Origin of the sequence: Microcoleus sp. B9-D4, assembly GCF_036705105.1 — a bacterium.
Taxonomy (GTDB): Bacteria; Cyanobacteriota; Cyanobacteriia; order Cyanobacteriales; family Microcoleaceae; genus Microcoleus.
Genome location: NZ_JAUBTS010000004.1, coordinates 165,839 through 184,752, shown reverse-complemented (window position 1 = coordinate 184,752; position 18,914 = coordinate 165,839). Strand labels below are relative to the sequence as shown.

Below are 18,914 nucleotides of genomic sequence, written 5' to 3'. Positions count from 1 at the left end.
CAGAAGTCTATAAAAACCGATTTGTAGCAAAGACTTTAGTCCTTCCTCCGGTTTTTATTCTGGACTTTAGTCCTCCATTCCCAATTCGGCAATAAAAAACTTAACTCCTGACTACAAACTTTTTATACATCTTTTGACCCGAAAAAACTGAAGTCTGGACTACAAAATTGTGAAACTTTTGCTGCATCAGAAAGAAGTGAACTTTGGGCTACAAACCTTTTAAATCCGTTCCAGATACCTTCGGCGACAATAACTCTAACGAAAAATCCCTTTAAAGAACCAGCCAACAAAAATACCTATAATAAAAGCTCCTATTTGACCAGTCGAAACAAAATTGTTCCAAGCTTTCTGGACATTGGTAAAAATTTCGTAACTTTGAGCCAAAACCACCGTCGAACTCAAATGAGATTTCAAAACTAACACGTGAGCGACATCGTTCCAAGTAATCGAACTGGTTAATCCAGCAGTAATTTCCGGCATTAAATTAACTATCATGGTGATTTTCTCCTGCTAAAGGTGTTACCCTCAGTACAACCAGTGTCATGTCATCTTCGTTACGATTGCCGATGCCGATAAACTGGTGTACGCGATCGAACAAATAATCCAAAATTTCTTCAGACTGCTGATAATTTTGACAGGCCCACTGAAAAGCCGAGGTCAAGTTATCCTCATCAAAGCGATCGCCCCTTTGATTAGAAGCATCGGTAAATCCGTCTGTGTAATAAATAATAGTATCTCCTGGCTGCAATTGCACTTGAGCTTCTTGGTAATGCGAATCAGCATCCAGGCCAATTAACATTCCCTCCAAAGTATCAAGCTGAAGAATCGAATTAGTAGCAGCTTGCCACAGCAAAGGCGGGTGGTGAGCAGCATTGCTGTAAGACAAAACGCGAGTTTTCGGATCATACTCCGAATAAAACAGAGTCACAAAACGGTGGGAATTTTCCAAATCCGCGTGCATAACCCGGTTTAAATGTTGCAAAATTCTCGACGGCGAGTGGCGGTTCAAAACCTCCGCCCGCAGCATACCCCGTGTCATCGTCATCAACAGGCCCGCCGGTACTCCTTTGCCCATCACATCGCCGATCACAATGCTCCAGCGGCCCTTGTCGATTTTGGACTTGAGATTTTTAATTAGGGATGGGGGGTGTTCCCCCTCATTCTCCTTGCCGATCGGGTCATAGTCAGCGGGAATAAAATCATAATAATCTCCGCCGACTCTGCTAGCAGTTTGGCAGCGGGCGGCCACGTCAACACCGGGAATTTTGGGACAACTGCGGGGTTGCAGCCGCAATTGAATTTCCGCCCCGATTTCTAACTCTCTGTCTAAGCGGTCTTTTTCCGCCAACTTAACAGTAAGTTCGTCTTTGCAAATAGCCACTGCGGTTTGATCCGCCACCAACCGAACTAATTTCTGTCTGCTGGGAGTCCAGAGATATTGCGGATCACTGCTAAAAACATAAAGCCGTCCGCGTTCCAAATTGTTGACTAAAATTGGCGCCCCAAACAAATGAACATCCGGGCCCAAATAACGACCGACTTGCAGGTCTAGACTAGAAGTTTGCCCAGAGGTTTCCGAAAACGTTCCAGCAGTAGCGCCCGCACCTGCTGTAGCTTGCCTGGTGGCTATTTCCAGGGCTTTTCGCATATCTTGGCACTGCCGTCCTTCCTGACAATGCAACTGCTGGAACCTGACTTGACCGTTGGGTTTGAACAGCACTAGAGCTCCCCCGTCGGCGTCCGTAACGCGAGTCGCCACCAAAGGAACCAACTCCAAAAATTGGTTGAGATTGTTAAAACTTCGCAGGGCAAATCCCAGCGAACCCAACATATCTTGAACGTTGTGCTGATATCGGTGCAAACGCGCCACCAGTTCTTTGAGGGCAAATACTGGCGTCGCGTCGGTGGAATTGCGACCCGAAGGGCGGTCAGCAGGTTGAGGTGAGGGGCGATGCAAAGGCACAGCAGTCATTTTAAATTTGTGATTTTCGATCTTAGACGGAGGAGGAATGATTGAGGACTTAGGGGCCACTTCAACAGAAACCCCTTTTTTTTAGAACAAGTAGTTTGGTTTGAGCCAGTAGGTTCGGTACTCGGAGATTGGTATCAACTTAAGTCTGAAATTCTTCAGCAATCTCGTTTATCGCTGAGTCTAGATACCCCTAAATCCACGCCCCTTGCTTTATTTGGGGTGCCCCAAGACCGCAGCGGCTTCCCTTAAGAAGGGGGACTTTAACCATTTGCTGTCGCCCTTCTTAAGGGGAGGGTCAATCGATTTTCGATTTTCGATTTTCGATTTTAGAGGCGACCCCACGGATAAATGCGGGGGCTTGAGGATTTTCGATTTGAGATTTGGGATTGATTCCACGGATAAATCACGTGCCGGGTACCACCTTTGAAATTCCTGGTCAGGGGTATCGGGAAGACTGTGCAATCAGACAGCAGACTGATACTAAATTTGAGCTTAATTTGACACACTACTGGCGCTTTGAACCCAACCCAGCAAGAACAGGGGGAAGGTATTGTTTCTAGGTATTTAGTTTTCACTCGCCGTCCGTGGTGGCGCAAGTCCTGCGATGGTAGTTTGAGGTTAACGATTGGAGATTTTGAAACTCTGTATCCGCCTCCAAAAATCGGGGCGGCTGGCAGATACCTCATCAATCTAAAATCTAAAATCTAAAATCTAAAATCGAGTAGGGCTTCCACAAATTCGTAACTAGAAAACGGGCGCAAGTCTTCGATGCTTTCCCCGACTCCAATAAACCGGATGGGCAGACCAAGCTGCTGCACTACTGCTAGGGCAACACCACCTTTAGCAGAACCGTCGAGTTTTGTCAATACTACTCCGCTTAATTTTGCCGATTCTGCGAATACTTCTGCCTGTCGCAAACCATTTTGACCCAGTGTGGCATCCAAAACCAGTAGAGATTCTACGGTAGCGCCTGGGGCTTTCTTATCTACAATGCGACGGATTTTACTTAATTCGTCCATCAGATTTTTTTTGTTTTGCAGGCGGCCTGCGGTGTCTACGATCAACAGTTCTGTGCCGCGGGCGCTGGCGGCGGCGATCGCATCAAACACGACAGCAGCCGGATCGGTATTTTTCCCTGGGTTGGCAATTATTTCGACTCCACTGCGGGAACCCCAAACTTTCACCTGTTCGACGGCGGCGGCGCGGAAAGTGTCGGCGGCAGCAATCAGGGTTTTGTAGCCGGATTTTTGGGCAATATGGGCCAGTTTGCCGATCGTCGTAGTTTTGCCCGCACCGTTGACTCCTACGATTAACCAGATGTTAAAAGTGTCTTTTTCCGGGGCAAATGTCAGGCTGTAGGCGGGATTACCGGCTGCGGTTTCGGCACAGGGAGCGTCCAGAATGTCGCGCAGGATGGTTTTCAGGTAGGCTAGAGCCTGTTCTGGCGGCAGCACTTCTTGTTTGAGTCTTTCTTGGAGGCGACTGATAATGATGTCGGTGGCTGCGACTCCGACATCGGCTTGCAGGAGCAAAGTCTCAATTTCGGCTACTGCGTCTTGATTGAGTGGCCCTTGACCAACGATCGCCTTTAGTCGATTAATTAAGCTGCGACGAGTTCTTTCTAAGCCTTTCCGCAGTTTTTGCAGCCAAGTGATTTCTTCAACTGATACTTGGTCTGGGCGGCGGCCTTGACTGGCTAAGATTTCTGAGGACCACAGGAAGCCTTCGTCAAAGGCGAAACCGGGAATTTCTTCGATAATTGCGGCTCTCTCGGCGGCGGCTGCAATTACGTCTGGTTCTTCAATGGCGGTTTCTTTGAGGCGTTCGATGCGCTCCATGCGATCGGCCTGAGCTCTGGCCCAAAACGGCAGGGCTTCCCCTGCTTGGCCGTCGGATGCGAGTGATTCGGTTTCTACAACCTCAGTTGCAGGTTCGGCAATTTCTATATTTTCTGCTGTAACTTCTAATTGTTGAGCAACAGGTGCAATGTCTATCGCCCCGGCTGTGGGTTGCAGAGTTTCGGGAATTTCTGCTGGGTTGGCTGCATCGAGTTCGCTTGCCTCGGTTGCTTCCACTGTTGCTGGTGCTGCAACTTCTGGAACTTCTGCAACAGTTGGTGCTGTGGGTGCTGGTTCAAGTTCGATCGGCTCGGTTGCTTCAATAGTCGCCGGTTCTGCAACTTCTGCAACTGTCGCGATTTCTGCTTCGGCTACTGGAACATCGGGCGCGGCTGTCTCAGAAACTTCTGTTTCTGGTTTTTGCTGTTTTTGAATATTTTTGTAAGCAGCTTTTGCCCAATTGAGATAATCTTCCGCTACAGCAGGAGAACCTGGCTCTGCTGCATCTGTTTGAGGCTCAACCGGTGCGGATTTTGCCGACTCATCTGGCGGCTGTTCGGGGGTTGCCTCTGTTTCAGAAGATTTATTTTCGCTGTACTGGCGACGAAACCAATTAAATACCATAGTTGATGGGGAATAGAGAATAGTTATTAGTCATTAGTCCTCAGTCCCTAGTGTAGAGCCGATTGCGGATTGCCAATCACTAATGACCAATGACTGCTGACTAAGGACTACTGACTAAGAACTAGGGACTAACAACTTCTGCATTGATTTTATCGACTACTCGGCGGAGGACTCCGTTGATGAAGCGATGTCCATCGTCACCGCTGTAGCGTTTTGCCAGTTGGACGGCTTCGTTGACGCTGACTTGTTCGGGTAAGCCTAGATATAGCATTTCGGCGATCGCGATTCTCATGATATCTCGATCGATCCGGGGCAACCGTTCTATTTGCCAGTCTACAAGAGCTTCCGAGAGCAATTCATCAATTTGAACACGGTTGGCGCTGACTTTGGTCAGGATTTGCAAAGCGTAGGTGCGGACATCTTGCTGGTTGGCTAGCTGGATCAGTTCTGGAAACTCCATTGCTGAACCGAGACGGTTGATTGCGGTTTGGGTTAGTTCGACTGCTTCCCGCACCATTGCTCTAGCACTTTGTATATCGGCGGCACGGATTTCGCTGGCAAGCAGTTTGTCGCTACTCCGCTGCACTTCGGATGCTGCTGCTTCTAAGGATTCTTGAACTTCTGTTGTCAGGGTGCGGATGGCGGCGAGGAGAACATCTTGCAGTTTCTTGGCTTCTAAGAGTTCTGGATTCGTCGGCAGTTGGCTGATGCCGAGGAGTGCGAGTTCGCGTGCTGTTTCGCGGGCTTTTTTCATAATTTTTAGATAGGAATTGAGAATTTAGGAAGTTTTTCGATCGCGCGCGGACTTGAACTTTAGCAGAAAACTCGACTAAAAGCGGTACAAGACCAGCCATCTGACTCGCCAGCGGCGGGTGGTTTACAGATACTTCGCTGTCAAACCCAAGATTTATGCTCGAAACCGGGTTTCTGAGTTTAGGCTTTCTCGGTTTGGGCTGGTTTTGTCGAAATATTATCTGCTATGGGGAAAGTTTACACGGCCTTACGGGCGACTAAAGATGTCTTGGTTCAATCTTCTTCGACTGGGACAGCCTGGTATCTTGATTCGGATACCAAGGGTTCGAGTGTTTTGCCTTTGATGTTTTCGGGGGTTACTGCAATTGAGTTGCTGGGGTTGACGATGCCGCCGGAGATGATGACTTTAAAGGCATCTTCGATCGACATTGACAAATTGACTAAATCTGCTTCCGGGACTATAGCGTACCATCCGGTAGTGGGGTTCGGAGTGGTGGGGATGAAAATGCCGATCGGGGTTTCACCGGAAAGGTGAGGTGGGATGTCGTTACTCTCGATCGTACCGGTCACAAATGCTAAAGTCCAGATTCCCCGCCGGGGATATTCCACTAACACCACGCGGCGAAATTTGTCGTTTGATTTGAGGAGGGTTCCCAGCAGTTGTTTGAGGGTTTTGTAAACCGAACCGGCTAGGGGAATTGCCTGCAACACCCGTTCGCCAAAGTCTAGCAGCCACTTACCGAAAATGTTGCGGGCCATTAAGCCGATGACTAAAATGCTCAGCAGGGGTACAGCCAGCCCTACTAAAAGATTTAGCAGATTCACCAAAATCGGGTGGAGTCCGTCAAAAGGGTTGATCTGCTTGGGAATTTTGGTGAGAAAATTGATCACCCAACTGGCGACGGTAATTGTCAGCCAGATGGTGGTAGCTAAGGGTATCACTACCAATAGTCCTGCGATCAGGTCGTTTTTTAAGTCTTGTTTGATGCGTTGGAGCACGGCGGGTCAAATCTCCTCGTAACTGGTTCCCAATAACCTGAATAAAGCTGAGACTAAAGCAACTGCACGGGCTTTACTGGATGTCACCATAGACGATCGTCTTCAATTCTGCTAAACCCTACCCTTTCTGAGGGGGAAGAGTTAGGGATCGCCGGTGCTGTACCTTTATTTTAAAGAATTATTGCAAGTTGGCGCTTGATTTTAATATATGCGGGCTGTGCAGCAGCTCACCGTATTGTATATTTTAAGACATTTTGGGTCGGTTCAATCAATAAGCCGATCGGTCAATCGATTTTAGATTTTAGATTTTAGATTTTAGATTTTAGAGGCGACCCCACGGATAAATGCTCTTTCTTGAGGATTTTAGATTTTCGATTTGGGATTGATTCCACGGATAAATCACGTGGCGGGTACCACCTTTGAAATTCGTGGTCAGAGACAGCCTGGGAGTCGAAGTGTAGCGAGTCCCGATCGAATTTTCTGTGATTTGTATCGGAAATTAATTGGTCGATCGAGCTTTCTCAGATTTTCGGCGGGGTGGCACTTTGTTTTACTTATATCTTGCACCCTTTTCCATAAGCTTTTTATGGACGGGATCTCCTGCTCATCCCACAATCAAATTCACTCTTTGTGGAATAGGCCGGAAAGCCTGTTCTTGAAAATAGTGCAACATATGAGTTTTACCGACTTCAGGGGAATCTCTGCAGGTTGAGTGCAGTGTGTTTGCAAAAATCTATCTTTAGATAGATGAAGTGTAACCAGTTCCTACTAAAATAACATTGCTTTTTGTGGGGCGACTGTGATAAACAAGCCAACAGTTGCCTACCATGCAACACTTGCATGGTAGGCAAACCCGGCAAAAAATAAAGCAGACATACCAGCAACTTTGACTTTTTTTGACACAATTGCTCGAACTTCAGGAAATAAGGGTAAAATTCAAGCGAATTCGAGCTGGAGAGGAGCGACAAAGCAATATAGAATTAACTCGGACATCACTACAAAAAAAATAATCTGCCAAACGAGGTAGCAGTAGTTAGTAGCAAGCGAGATAAATTACTACATATAGCAATCCTAAATCATTTGCATAATTATTGTAGGGGCAATCCCCCCGTGGTTGCCCGATAGATAGGGGGTAGGCACGGGGGCACTACCCCTACTGAATCATTTAGGATTGCTATAGCTAGTTGTTTCTAGCCAGAAGCGCGAAACTATTTGTTCAACAGGGTATAGCTAAACGGTTGCAGAGAAGCAAGACTCCAGCGGTGCCCATTCCTTGGAAACCGACGAAAGTTAAGGAAAAACAAGCGTACTAGCCAATCAAGTCAGAGCGGGGATTCACCCCGCAGCAAGAAGCAAGAGATTTGATTAGAAGTTAGGATTGAGATATGAATGCTCAACTCATGAAACCAATTAAATTTTACATTTTTTATGCCATTCAAAACCCCAGACTTTTTTTGGCTTCACTTAAAGCCGCAGCCCGATCAAATTTTGTATAAACCGGTAATTAATATTTAAGTAAAAGGAATTTTTGTGAAAACGCTCAATATCCTCTTAGTAGAAGACAGTCCCCTAGATGCCGAACTGATTGAGGCATATCTAATGGATGGCGGGCTCCAATTTTCTCTGGTGTGTGTGGAAACTAGAGAAGACTTTGCCACGGCGCTGGAAAAAAAATGTTTTGACATTATTTTGGCAGATTATATGCTGCCTTGTTTTAACGGGATAGCTGCATTGGAAATCGCCCACACTATTTGTCCGGGAGTGCCGTTTATTTTTGTTTCGGCTACTTTGGGCGAGGAAGTGGCGATCGAAACTTTGAAAAGTGGCGCTACTGATTATGTTCTCAAACGCCGTTTGATACGCTTGGTGCCGTCGATTCAGCGGGCCCTGCGGGAAGTTCAAGAACGGAACGATCGCAAGCAAGCCGAAGCACAGCAGCAGGAGAGCGAAGCTCGATTTCGGATCATGGCCGATACCGCGCCAGTGATGATTTGGATGTCGGACACTGACCAACTTGGCGATTACTTTAACAAAGTTTGGCTGGAGTTTACCGGTAGAACTTTGGCGCAAGAAATGGGTACGGGTTGGATGGAAAACTTGCACCCAGATGACTGGCCAGAATGTCTAGATATTTACCAAAAAGCCTTCGACGCGGGCAGTGAGTATCGGCTCGAATGCCGCCTGAGACGCTATGACGGGGAATACCGCTGGGTTTTGGGTACAGGCGTACCCCGGTACAGACCCGATCGCACTTTTGCAGGTTACATCGGTTCTTACATCGATATTAGCGATCGAAAACAGGCAGAACAAGAACGCGCTGCCGCTTTGTCCCGCGAACAAGCAGCCCGCAAGCAAGCAGAAGAAACAGCTAAAGCGCTGCAATTGGCAAACTATCGAATTACTAACATTCTCGAAAGCATTACCGATGCTTTTATCGCAGTAGATTTAAATTGGAACTATACCTATGTCAACCTAAAAGCTCAAGAGCTTTTAGGCAAGTCACAAGCTGAACTGATCGGTAAAAAGGTTTGGGAGATATTTCCCTGGGCGGTCGATTTACAGTGTTACAAAATGGCTACCCAAGCATTAGCAGAAAAGGTAACAATCGAGTATGAAGAATTTGTGCCGTTATGGAATAAGTGGTTGAAGGTGCGTTTTTATCCTTCCGATTCTGGTTTGTCGGCTTACATCCAAGACGTTACCGCTCGCAAGCAAGCAGAAGCTGCACTCCAAGCTAGCGAAGAAAAGCTGAGAATGTTAGCCGAAGCTAACTTGATAGGAATTATCTTTGGGGATGTGAACGGCGGTATCGTTGAGGCAAACGATGAATTTTTGCGGATAGTTGGCTACACGCGGGAACAGTTGCAGCGCGGGGAATTAAACTGGATTGAGATCACGCCGCCGGAGTACCAGTCTCTCGACAAGAAGGGGATGGCAGAGGCACAAGCAACGGGGGCTTGCACTCCCTACGAAAAGGAATTCTGGAGGAGAGACGGCAGCCGGATTCCGGTGTTGATTGGATATGTTTTGCTGGCCAAAAAGCGGCAAGAATCTGTGGCTTTTATTCTCGATTTGACGGTTGGGAAGCAGTTGGAAAGAGAACTGCACGATCGAGCCCAGGAATTGGCGCGGGCGAACCGGATTAAAGACGAGTTTCTAGGAACTTTGTCCCACGAATTGCGGACGCCGCTGAATGCGATGCTGGGATGGGCACAACTGCTGCGAAACCGCAAGTTTGACGAAAAAACGACTGTTCGGGCTCTGGAAACGATCGACCGCAATACACGTTCGCTGGCAACTCTGATCGAGGATTTGCTGGACGTGTCGCAGATTATTACGGGGAAACTGTCGCTGAATTTGCGGTGGGTGGATGTGATTTCGACTGTTGAGGCTGCGATCGATACTCTCGCGCCCGCGATTGCCGCCAAAAATATTGAAATTGTGACGGATTTCGACCCAACCGCAGGGCGGATTTTTGCCGATTCCGGTCGCTTGCAGCAGGTAGCGTGGAATTTGCTGTCGAATGCGATTAAGTTTACTCCCGATGGCGGACAGGTGAGGGTGGCGGTGCATAAGTTGCAGGGGACGATGGGCTCAGAGCAATCGGCTTGCTGTAAAAATTTGTCGCCCGCTAGTGTGGAAATTGAGGTCAGCGACACGGGACAAGGTATTACGGAAGAGTTTTTGCCCCATGTTTTCGAGCGGTTCAGCCAAGCTGACAGCTCTACAAGGCGATCGTACAACGGATTGGGTTTGGGTTTGGCCCTAGTGCGGCATTTTGTGGAAATGCACGGGGGGACGGTGCAAGCCGAATCTGCCGGGAAGGGAAAAGGATCGAGGTTTTTAGTGAAATTGCCAATTCAACAGCTTCATTGCGACGGCGGATTGTCTGTTGCTGGACTCGGTGAGTGGGCGATTCCTCAAAGCAAGGAGCGAGCCCCTGTAAAGGAGTCTTTTGTCAGCAGCAATCTTTCTGGAGTACGGGTGTTGGTGATCGATCTCGACGCGGATTCCCTGGATTTTGCCTGTACAGTGCTCGAAGATTGCGGAGCTCAGGTGGAGACTGCTAGCTCTGGAATGGCTGCCCTGGAGGCGATAGAAAGGCTGAATCCGGATGTGTTGGCGATCGATATCGAGATGCAGGCCCCTGATGGAGAGGCTTTGCTGCGGCAAGTGCGATCGCGGATGGTGGACAGGGAAATTCCGGCGTTGGCGTTCACGGCGGTTGGTAGGGTAGAGGAACGGATACGGGCACTGCAGCAAGGTTTTCAAATTTACGTGCCCAAGCCGATCAAGCCTGCTGAGTTGGTGGCGGTGGTGGCAAGTTTGGCGGCGCGATCGAACGATTTTAGATTTTAGATTTTAGATTTTAGATTGACTCCGCGATGACGGATGTCGTAACTACAGCAATCCTTGCAGGGGTCGTAAATTTTTTACCCCACCCCAACCCTCCCCTTATCAAGGGGAGGGAGTAAGAAATTCACAAATGATGCGAGGATGGCTATACACATCAATTTTCTTGCATTCGAGCGCTCGGATAATAATTCTTAGGACTAAGGCCAACTGGCACTACATACTTAAAATTTAAGCTTTATTTGTGAGAGTTGCCCTTAGTCCTAATCCTGGCGAAAAACTTTTTTTAGTATTAACTCGACTTAGAGCTAATTTGTCAAGCCCCAAAAGTTATAAATTTAATTTATATCGCAGTGTGTAGTTTTTGATACTGATAGCAGTTTCTCAAAGGAATGCAACTGTAGACAAGTTCCAAACCCGGATCGTCATCAGTATTACGATTTCTAAAACCTCAAATCTAAAACCTAAAATCTAAAATTGTATGAGGTTCCTGGACGATCGCCCTTAACAGTATCTCCTCAAACATCAAGTTCACAACTAGGTGCTTCATTAAGCCCGATATTGAACCACAATTAACCTAATTTGTCATACCCCAAAAGTTATAGATTTAATTTAAGTCAAAGTTTTTAGCTTTTGATCACAGGTGCAGGGACGATCGCCCCTAACACTATCTCCTCCAATATCAAGTTCAGCAACGAGATGCTTCATTATAAAAATATTGGGCCGGCGTAAATGCTTATAACACTCCTCTATTGCCCGCCGTGCAAGGATTTTTTGATTCTTGGATGTGGACTCGCCGCCCGATTCCCACTATCGACGACTAGATACCAATTGCACCCGACCGGCATCCATTTCATCCATTAATAACTCTAAAGCCTCATAATCAATATCCGAGATGTACCCCAAACGGGTGAGCTCGTAGTTGATTTCGTTTTCAATGTCAGGCGTCAACTGCTTAATGTAGAGGGCTTTTTCTACAAGTTGACGAATAGCATGAGTTGCTTGCATAGTAAGTCGGAGAACTCCGTACAGTTTTATTCTCCTCTGAATTGTCGAGCAAACAGGTGATCTAGATCAGAACTAACAAGTGATTTAAATTACATTGTTCAGTTTTATCTAACAGCTACGGCAAAGTCAATCGCAATTTTTATAGTTACCAAGACTAAACCTGCAGGTCTAAATAAAAAATAGTATAGTAGCTTACCTTTCCTCCCCAAATCTTACGCAAAATTTTATAAAAAAGAGTCAATAAATAAAGATTCAGTAAAATTACTGAAAACAACTGGTCAGTTGACCTCAGATCAAGTTAGGCTCAGAGTAATCAAATAGGTTGAGGCTTACATCCGTCCAGCGCAGTAGTTGAAAATACGTAGCAATCATAGGTTTGACATATGCAGACACTTCTTGCCCATAAACCAATTACGGTGATTCGACCCCTAGACTACCTTAATGCAGCCACCTGCGGAGAATTCGGACGGGAACTAACGACAGCAATTGCAGCCCCCGGGGTTGTAGCGGTACTCGTAGATTTGGCCGAAGTAAAATTTATTGACAGTGCAGGTTTGATGGCATTGGTTTCGGGCCTCAAGCAGGCGAAAAAAATGGGGCGCCGGTTTAGTCTTTGCTCGGTATCCCCTGGGATTAAGATGATTCTGGAACTCAGCCAACTCGATCGAGTTTTTGAGATATTTGAAAATGTCGATAGCTTTGATGCCCAAAACTCCTGCGTAAAACAACACTGATAGAGCCTCCTGGGCGACGAGAACAGGCAACAAAACACAGCAAATTCGGTTACATGGGCGAAAAGACAGACGACTATCGTTGGCGTGTTTGCAGATTTTAAGGTAGGCTGCTTAAGAGTCGCAAATATGAGAGCGAGTCGAGCCGTGGCAGTAAAAGTCGAAGAATTACTTACAGCAGACATTAATCAGCCTGCTCGTTATCTGGGAAACGAATTGGGGGCTGTGCACAAGCCTTGGGACGGGGCTTCTGTGCGCTGGGTGCTCACTTACCCAGAAGTGTATGAAGTTGGTGCTTCCAATCTGGGGCATATCATCCTTTACAACATTTTGAACGCTTTGCCGAGGCAGTTGTGCGATCGGGCTTATTTGCCCGCAGCCGACTTGGCAGCAAAACTCCGATCCTCTCCGAGGGCTGCGCTAACGACCAAAACTCCCCTGTTTGCCGTAGAATCAAGGCGATCGCTCACAGAATTTGATATTCTGGGCTTCAGCCTCAGCTACGAACTGGGAGCAACAAACATTCTGGAAATGCTGGATTTAGCCGGCATTCCACTAACTTGGCAAGAAAGAGCGACCAATCCCCAAAACGGTCAAATGCCGCTGATTTTTGCTGGCGGGCAAACGGCAACTTCCAACCCCGAACCCTACGCGGACTTTTTTGACTTCATCGCTTTGGGAGATGGAGAAGAGTTGCTGCCAGAAATTGGCTTGATTTTGGCAGAAGGCAAAACAAATAATTTGAGCCGAGAAGCATTGCTGCTGGATTTAGCGCAAATTCCCGGTGTATACGTCCCGCAATTCTACGATATGGCGGCCGACGGTTCTGTTCATCCCAACCGCCCGCAAGTTCCAGAACGAATTCTGCGCCGCGTGGCGACTCCGATACCAGCTTATTCGATCGGCCTGGTTCCCTACGTCCAGACAGTACACGACAGACTGACAGTAGAAATCCGCCGGGGATGCACCCGCGGGTGTCGCTTCTGTCAGCCGGGAATGCTGACTCGCCCCGCGCGCGATGTCGAACCGCAGCAAGTCGTAGAGGCGATCGAACAGGGGATGCAAGCCACCGGGCACAGCGAGTTTTCCCTGCTTTCCCTGAGTTGTTCAGACTATCTGGCACTCCCAGCAGTCGGCATGGAAATCAAAAATCGCCTCAAAGATAAAAATATTTCTCTGTCTCTACCCAGCCAGCGAGTTGACAGATTTGACGATAATATTGCCGACATTCTCGGCGGGACGCGACAAGGTGGTTTGACTTTTGCCCCGGAAGCTGGTACTCAGCGGATGCGCGACATCGTTAACAAAGGTTTGACAAACGAAGAATTGCTTCGGGGTGTCAAAACTGCGGTCGATCGTGGCTGGGATAAAATCAAGCTGTACTTTATGATCGGTTTGCCCGGAGAAACAGATTTTGATGTTCTCGGCATCGCCGAAACAGTCCGCTGGCTGCACAGGGAATGCAGGATCAATGGCAGGCGGGGACTGACTTTTAACTTGACAATTTCTAATTTTACGCCTAAGCCTCACACTCCTTTTCAGTGGCACTCGGTTTCTACTGCTGAGTTTTCCCGCAAGCAAAAACTCCTGAAGGAAGAGTTTCGGGGGATGCGGGGGGTCAAGGTGAATTACACTGATGTGCGGATTTCGGCAATGGAGGATTTTGTCGGACGGGGCGATCGACGTTTGGCCGCTGTAGTCCGCCGCGCTTGGGAACTTGGCGCGGGTATGGATGCGTGGTGGGAAAGCTTGGATCAGGCTTACAAAGCTTGGACTCAGGCGATCGATGAATCGGGCCTTACCTGGAAATACCGCCAAGTCGAAAGCGGCGAGTGGAATCTTTTTGAGAAGGAAGAGGAGCACGACACGGATGCGGACACGGATACACGGATGAATTTAACGGCGGGGGCGGGCACGGGGGCACCGCCCCTACCAGCGGGGGCGGGCACGGGGGCACCGCCCCTACCAGCGGGGGCGGGCACGGGGGCACCGCCCCTACTGGATCAACCTTTGCCTTGGGATCATTTAGATACGGGAATCGACAAAAACTGGCTGAAAATTGACTTGCAAAAGGCTTTGGAAGCCGCGACGGTTCCCGACTGTTCCTTTGAAGGGTGTTCGCGCTGCGGGGTTTGTGGCACTGATTTCGGACACAATGTGGTTGTGGATGCGCTGCCAATTCCTGAGTTTGCTGGGGAGTTTGTCCCGAATACGGAGCGGAAACAGCGTTTTCGGGTTTGGTTCGGGAAGGTGGGCGATATGGCTTTGGTTGGTCATTTGGATTTGATCCGATTGTTCGATCGAGTAGTCCGCAGAGCTGATTTGCCGATTTCGTTTACAGGCGGGTTTCACCCGAACCCTCGGATTTCTCTGGCAAATGCTCTGCCTCTGGGTGTTACCAGCACTGGGGAAATTGCCGACTTTGAGCTCACTGAGTCGATCGATATTGAGAGTTTTCGGGAAAAGTTGGCCGCTAAGCTGCCGGAAAATATTCCGATTTACAAGGTTGAGTCGATCGATCTCAAGGCTCCTTCTGCTAACCAGTTGTTAGAAGCAGCGGAGTATGTGATTACTGTGGCTGTAGGGGGCTCGTTGACAGAAAATGGCAAATTAGACCGGGAAAATTCTGCTCCTGTCTCCGTGGCTCCTGATCCCAACTGGGAAGCTTGGGTCAAGACGATCGTCGAAACCGAGGCTTTTTGGCGGGTGCATACTACTAAGTCGGGAAAGACGCAGAATGTCAATTTGCGCGAGCGGCTGCACAAACTAGAACTTGTAGATCACAAACCCGACAGCAGCACCTCTGCTAGAAGTGCTACATCCGAAGGTAGAGCCGTCTTGCGCTTTACCGGCAGTTGTCGCAGCGACGGCAACGTGCTAAAGCCAGAACATATTGTTTTCATGCTCGAACAAGTCAGCCAGCAGGAAATTCAGCTTCTACAGGTTGAGCGTAGTCAGCTAATCCTGGGTTATGGTTAAGATAGGGAAGCCGTGGTGGAATATTTCACCTTCGGCTCTCGATCGGGATGTGTCGTTTCACGCTATAATCGCTTGTTATGGAAGCCGCGGTGGCTCGAGCGCTTTAGTCGCTCGCCGCCCTCGTCAACCAGCAACGCGGGCTGGGTGCAATTTGCTTCTGTTCAAGACTTCAAGCCTTTTTGTTGTACATTCACTGGCTAAATCTAGCGCCAAACCCGCCGGAGCGGGGTCTGAACCAAATTTAGCGATTAATTTCGATCGATCGACTGGTTGTCGGTGGTCGGCTTATTCAAAAATCTCACGGTTCAAACCGCAGAGCGGATATTCAACAATAGATGTTTTTGACGGGTCAAAAAACGGAGATAAGCCCCCGACTTAAGTCGTGGAGAACCAAAAATTTTAGATTTTAGATTAAAGTTCCAGCTCCCAGATTTATCTGTGGAGTAAATCTAAAATCTAAAATCTAAAATCTAAAATCGACTGACCCGTCAAAAAACGCAGATAAGCCCCCGACTTAAGTGGTGAAGAACCAAAAATTTTAGATTTTAGACTCTAGTTCAATGTCCCAGATTCATCTGTGGAGTAAATCTAAAATCTAAAATCTAAAATCTAAAATCTAAAATCGACTGACCCGTCAAAAAACGGAGATAAGCCCCCGACTTAATTCGTGGAAAATCAAAATTTTAGATTTTAGACTAAATTTCAATCTCCCAGATTCATCTGTGGAGTAAATCTAAAATCTAAAATCTAAAATCTAAAATCGACTGACGAGGTTTTAGGGTTGGCAGGGGCGGAGGTTGCAGTCGAATGCCAAGCTGCGGTATGTTGAGTGCGATCGCGCAAGAATTCAACAAAAGTCTAGGCGCTTTCACTCCTACCTACTTTCCCTCAAAACCAGCCCTCAACCACCACGCAAGCGGAGTTATCAGTTCGTAGTGTTAAGTTGTGTGTTAAGAAATTGGTACGGTGTCAATGAATTTATTCGCGCTCGTTCAAAGGAAGAGTTGTAAGTGTTGAATTTTGAGTATTGATTTCGCAATTGTCAACTCAAAACTCAATCTTGCTAACTCGATAAAAGCCTCCTTATTTCTATCTCTCAGATTTATCTGCTGAGCATAACTCATAACTCTGTACGGGCGGGTTTAACTACTTTATCTGTAACAGTTAACAGTGAACAGTTAACAGTTAACAGTGAACGGTCAACAGTTAACTTTCCTTCCAGCCTGCACCAACTCACAGCTAATAACTCTTCAAGCTACTACTAATTACAGTCTAAGTCAGAGGCACTATGAGTGCGTAAGTGTCTCTAACTTGCTGCCAGTTTTTTGAGGAAATTGAATGACAAAGCAGATAGTTATAGCAGAGCAGCATCGCATTGCTGCCGTCTTTTCAGAAGATCAAATCCAAGAACTTGTGGTAGCCACAGGCAGCCACCAAGTCAGTGACATTTACTTGGGAATTGTTGAAAATGTACTCCCTGGGATAGATGCGGCCTTCGTTAATATTGGCGACCCAGAACGTAACGGGTTTATGCACGTCACAGACCTCGGCCCGCTGCGCCTTAAACGCTCGGCAGGAGCAATTACAGAACTCCTGACCCCCCAGCAGAAAGTGGTGGTACAGGTAATGAAAGAACCGACGGGCAGCAAAGGCCCCCGGCTGACAGGCAACATTACCCTGCCGGGCCGCTATTTGGTACTGATGCCCTACGGCAGGGGAGTTAATCTCTCGCGGCGGATCAAGTCGGAAGCCGAGCGCAACCGCCTCAGAGCCCTGGCTATTTTGGTGAAACCGGCCGGGATGGGGCTGCTGGTACGCACTGAAGCTGAAGGGATGACTGAAGAAGCGATCATGGAAGATTTGGAAGTCCTCCAAAAACAGTGGGAAGCCGTTCAACTCGAAGGCGGTACTTCGCGGGCGCCGGCACTGCTCAACCGGGATGACGATTTTATCCAGCGGGTGCTGCGAGATATGTTCAGCGGTGACGTGAATCGGATTGTGGTGGACTCGCAAAATGGAATTAAGCGGGTGAAGCAGCAGTTGATGAGCTGGAACGGCGGTAAACTTCCTGCGGGAGTTTTGATCGACCACCACCGAGAGCGCGCCTCGATTTTAGAATTTTTCCGGGTTAACGCTGCGATTCGAGAAGCCCTCAGACCAAGGGTTGATTTGCCTTCGGGTGGTTATGTGATTATCGAGCCGACTGAGGCGCTGACGGTGATTGATGTCAACTCTGGCTCGTTTACTCGATCGGCGACGGCTCGGGAAACGGTACTCTGGACAAATTGCGAAGCAGCCACGGAAATTGCTAGACAACTGCGGTTACGCAATATTGCCGGGGTGATTATTGTTGACTTTATTGACATGGAATCCCGCCGCGATCAGTTGCAGGTGCTGGAACATTTCAATAAAGCTCTCAAAGCTGACAAAGCTCGACCGCAAATCGCTCAACTGTCGGAATTGGGACTGGTAGAACTGACTCGCAAGCGCCAAGGTCAAAATATTTACGAGTTGTTCGGCCACAGTTGCCCTACTTGCAGCGGGTTGGGTCATCTGGTGCACTTGCCTGGGGAAGAAGACTTCGCCGCAGCGGTGCGGGAATCGGGCGATCGCACTGTTGCTACGTCGAACCGCGTTTTGTTGAATTTGCCAGAAGGATTGGAACGTCGCAGCTTGACGCCTGTGGCGGCTGCAACTCCTGCCCCGGTGCGGGAAGAACGCCCCCCCGAACCTGCTCGCGCTGCTTGGGAGCCTCAAAGCGAAAGTTTGGATTTTGAGACCGGCAGCAACGCATCGCCTTTGGACTTGCTCAACCATCCCAGCTATCAGGATTTGGGGAACGGAACTAGACGCCGCCGCCGCCGCCGGATTGGCGAAGAGCCTTTTGCTCTCCCGGCGGAGGAGGAACCGGTACGCAGCAAGTTGCGGCTGCCGAATACTTCGAACGCGCCCGTCGCGGATACGCGCTCTGAGTATCTGGCACCCCCCGGCATCCGGGCGGCTTCGGAGGGCTTCGGGCTGGTGAATATGGCGACTGTTGGCAGACGCGAGGATTTCGATCGCGTGCGTCCAGCTAAGTCTGAGTTGATGAAGCCGATGGTGGAGCCTCCAGAGGTGATTTCGGTGGAAATGACGGCGGAGGAGCAGGATGTTTATGCTCTGATGGGGGTTTCTCCTTTGGTGCTTACTGATCGCAGCGTCAAAAATCCTAAGAATGCGATCGTTTCGGTGACTCTCCCCGGATCGGCCCCGAACAAGCCGCCTTTCGAGCAGCTCGAATTTGAATTTGAACCGACGGCGCCTGCAGAAAATGCACAGGAACGGGATTATTATCCAGAAAGGTCGGTAGTTGAGCCTGTTTTTTCTGAGGATGATGAGGCCCAAATTTACGGCGAGAGTTCGATCGACGCAACTGATGATTTTGATCGGATCGAGGAACCCAGCGAGGTGATGGGCGAATCCTATGAGCCGATCGAATCCTATGAGCCGATCGAATCCTATGAGCCGATCGAATCCTATGAGCCGATCGAATCCCCTGAGTCGATCGAATCCCCTGAGTCGATCGAATCCCCTGAGTTGATCGAATCAAGCGAACCCGAGGAGCCTGCTATTAACCGCCGCCGACGCCGCCGCTCATCTGCCCTTTTGGATGAATAG

11 protein-coding genes are annotated in these 18,914 nt (G+C 48.5%); 5 read left to right on the top strand and 6 right to left on the bottom strand.

Annotation, left to right across the window (positions count from 1 at the left end):
* Positions 1-255: 255 nt before the first annotated feature.
* The 5 genes from QUB24_RS03995 to QUB24_RS03975 form a co-directional block, all read right to left on the bottom strand.
* Positions 256-495, bottom strand: coding sequence for a hypothetical protein (locus tag QUB24_RS03995; protein WP_333150866.1), 240 nt, complete (start codon positions 493-495; stop codon positions 256-258).
* Positions 485-1,972 (bottom strand): PP2C family protein-serine/threonine phosphatase, encoded by a 1,488-nt coding sequence (locus QUB24_RS03990; RefSeq protein WP_333150863.1) that lies wholly within the window; start codon positions 1,970-1,972, stop codon positions 485-487. Before QUB24_RS03990 ends, QUB24_RS03995 begins: the two co-directional genes overlap by 11 nt.
* A 704-nt stretch (positions 1,973-2,676) precedes the next feature.
* The gene (gene ftsY / locus QUB24_RS03985) at positions 2,677-4,434 is read right to left on the bottom strand and encodes a signal recognition particle-docking protein FtsY (RefSeq protein WP_333150861.1); all 1,758 of its coding nucleotides are present in this window, start codon (positions 4,432-4,434) and stop codon (positions 2,677-2,679) included.
* A 121-nt stretch (positions 4,435-4,555) separates the two neighbouring features.
* The gene (gene nusB / locus QUB24_RS03980; protein WP_333150859.1) at positions 4,556-5,188 is read right to left on the bottom strand and encodes a transcription antitermination factor NusB; all 633 of its coding nucleotides are present in this window, start codon (positions 5,186-5,188) and stop codon (positions 4,556-4,558) included.
* A gap of 272 nt (positions 5,189-5,460) precedes the next feature.
* Entirely contained in the window at positions 5,461-6,186 is a 726-nt protein-coding gene (locus QUB24_RS03975; RefSeq protein WP_333150857.1) for a DUF502 domain-containing protein, read from the bottom strand.
* A 1,530-nt stretch (positions 6,187-7,716) separates the two neighbouring features.
* Here QUB24_RS03975 and QUB24_RS03970 point away from each other — a divergent pair.
* The gene (locus QUB24_RS03970; protein ID WP_333150855.1) at positions 7,717-10,545 is read left to right on the top strand and encodes a PAS domain S-box protein; all 2,829 of its coding nucleotides are present in this window, start codon (positions 7,717-7,719) and stop codon (positions 10,543-10,545) included.
* Between the two features lie 804 nt (positions 10,546-11,349).
* On the opposite strand, the gene QUB24_RS03965 is transcribed toward QUB24_RS03970, so the two are convergent.
* Positions 11,350-11,547, bottom strand: coding sequence for a hypothetical protein (locus QUB24_RS03965; RefSeq protein WP_015176637.1), 198 nt, complete (start codon positions 11,545-11,547; stop codon positions 11,350-11,352).
* Positions 11,548-11,930: 383 nt separating this feature from the next.
* Between QUB24_RS03965 and QUB24_RS03960 the strand changes: the two genes are divergently transcribed.
* The 4 genes from QUB24_RS03960 to QUB24_RS03945 all read left to right on the top strand — a co-directional run bounded on the left by QUB24_RS03960 (position 11,931) and on the right by QUB24_RS03945 (position 18,914).
* On the top strand, positions 11,931-12,281 hold the full coding sequence (locus QUB24_RS03960) for an STAS domain-containing protein (protein ID WP_333150853.1): 351 nt from the start codon (positions 11,931-11,933) through the stop codon (positions 12,279-12,281).
* Positions 12,282-12,425: 144 nt separating this feature from the next.
* Entirely contained in the window at positions 12,426-15,257 is a 2,832-nt protein-coding gene (locus tag QUB24_RS03955; RefSeq protein WP_333150943.1) for a TIGR03960 family B12-binding radical SAM protein, read from the top strand.
* Between the two features lie 807 nt (positions 15,258-16,064).
* Positions 16,065-16,193: a hypothetical protein gene (locus QUB24_RS03950; protein ID WP_333150851.1), complete on the top strand. Its 129-nt coding sequence runs from the start codon at positions 16,065-16,067 to the stop codon at positions 16,191-16,193.
* Between the two features lie 402 nt (positions 16,194-16,595).
* Positions 16,596-18,914: an Rne/Rng family ribonuclease gene (locus QUB24_RS03945; RefSeq protein ID WP_333150849.1), complete on the top strand. Its 2,319-nt coding sequence runs from the start codon at positions 16,596-16,598 to the stop codon at positions 18,912-18,914.

What these genes read in the sequence shown, in the direction of transcription:
- QUB24_RS03995 (WP_333150866.1), bottom strand. Translation starts at nt 495, where the DNA reads ATGATAGTTAATTTAATGCCGGAAATTACTGCTGGATTAACCAGTTCG.
- QUB24_RS03990 (WP_333150863.1), bottom strand. Translation starts at nt 1,972, where the DNA reads ATGACTGCTGTGCCTTTGCATCGCCCCTCACCTCAACCTGCTGACCGC.
- ftsY (WP_333150861.1), bottom strand. Translation starts at nt 4,434, where the DNA reads ATGGTATTTAATTGGTTTCGTCGCCAGTACAGCGAAAATAAATCTTCT.
- nusB (WP_333150859.1), bottom strand. Translation starts at nt 5,188, where the DNA reads ATGAAAAAAGCCCGCGAAACAGCACGCGAACTCGCACTCCTCGGCATC.
- QUB24_RS03965 (WP_015176637.1), bottom strand. Translation starts at nt 11,547, where the DNA reads ATGCAAGCAACTCATGCTATTCGTCAACTTGTAGAAAAAGCCCTCTAC.
- QUB24_RS03960 (WP_333150853.1), top strand. Translation starts at nt 11,931, where the DNA reads ATGCAGACACTTCTTGCCCATAAACCAATTACGGTGATTCGACCCCTA.
- QUB24_RS03950 (WP_333150851.1), top strand. Translation starts at nt 16,065, where the DNA reads ATGCCAAGCTGCGGTATGTTGAGTGCGATCGCGCAAGAATTCAACAAA.
- QUB24_RS03945 (WP_333150849.1), top strand. Translation starts at nt 16,596, where the DNA reads ATGACAAAGCAGATAGTTATAGCAGAGCAGCATCGCATTGCTGCCGTC.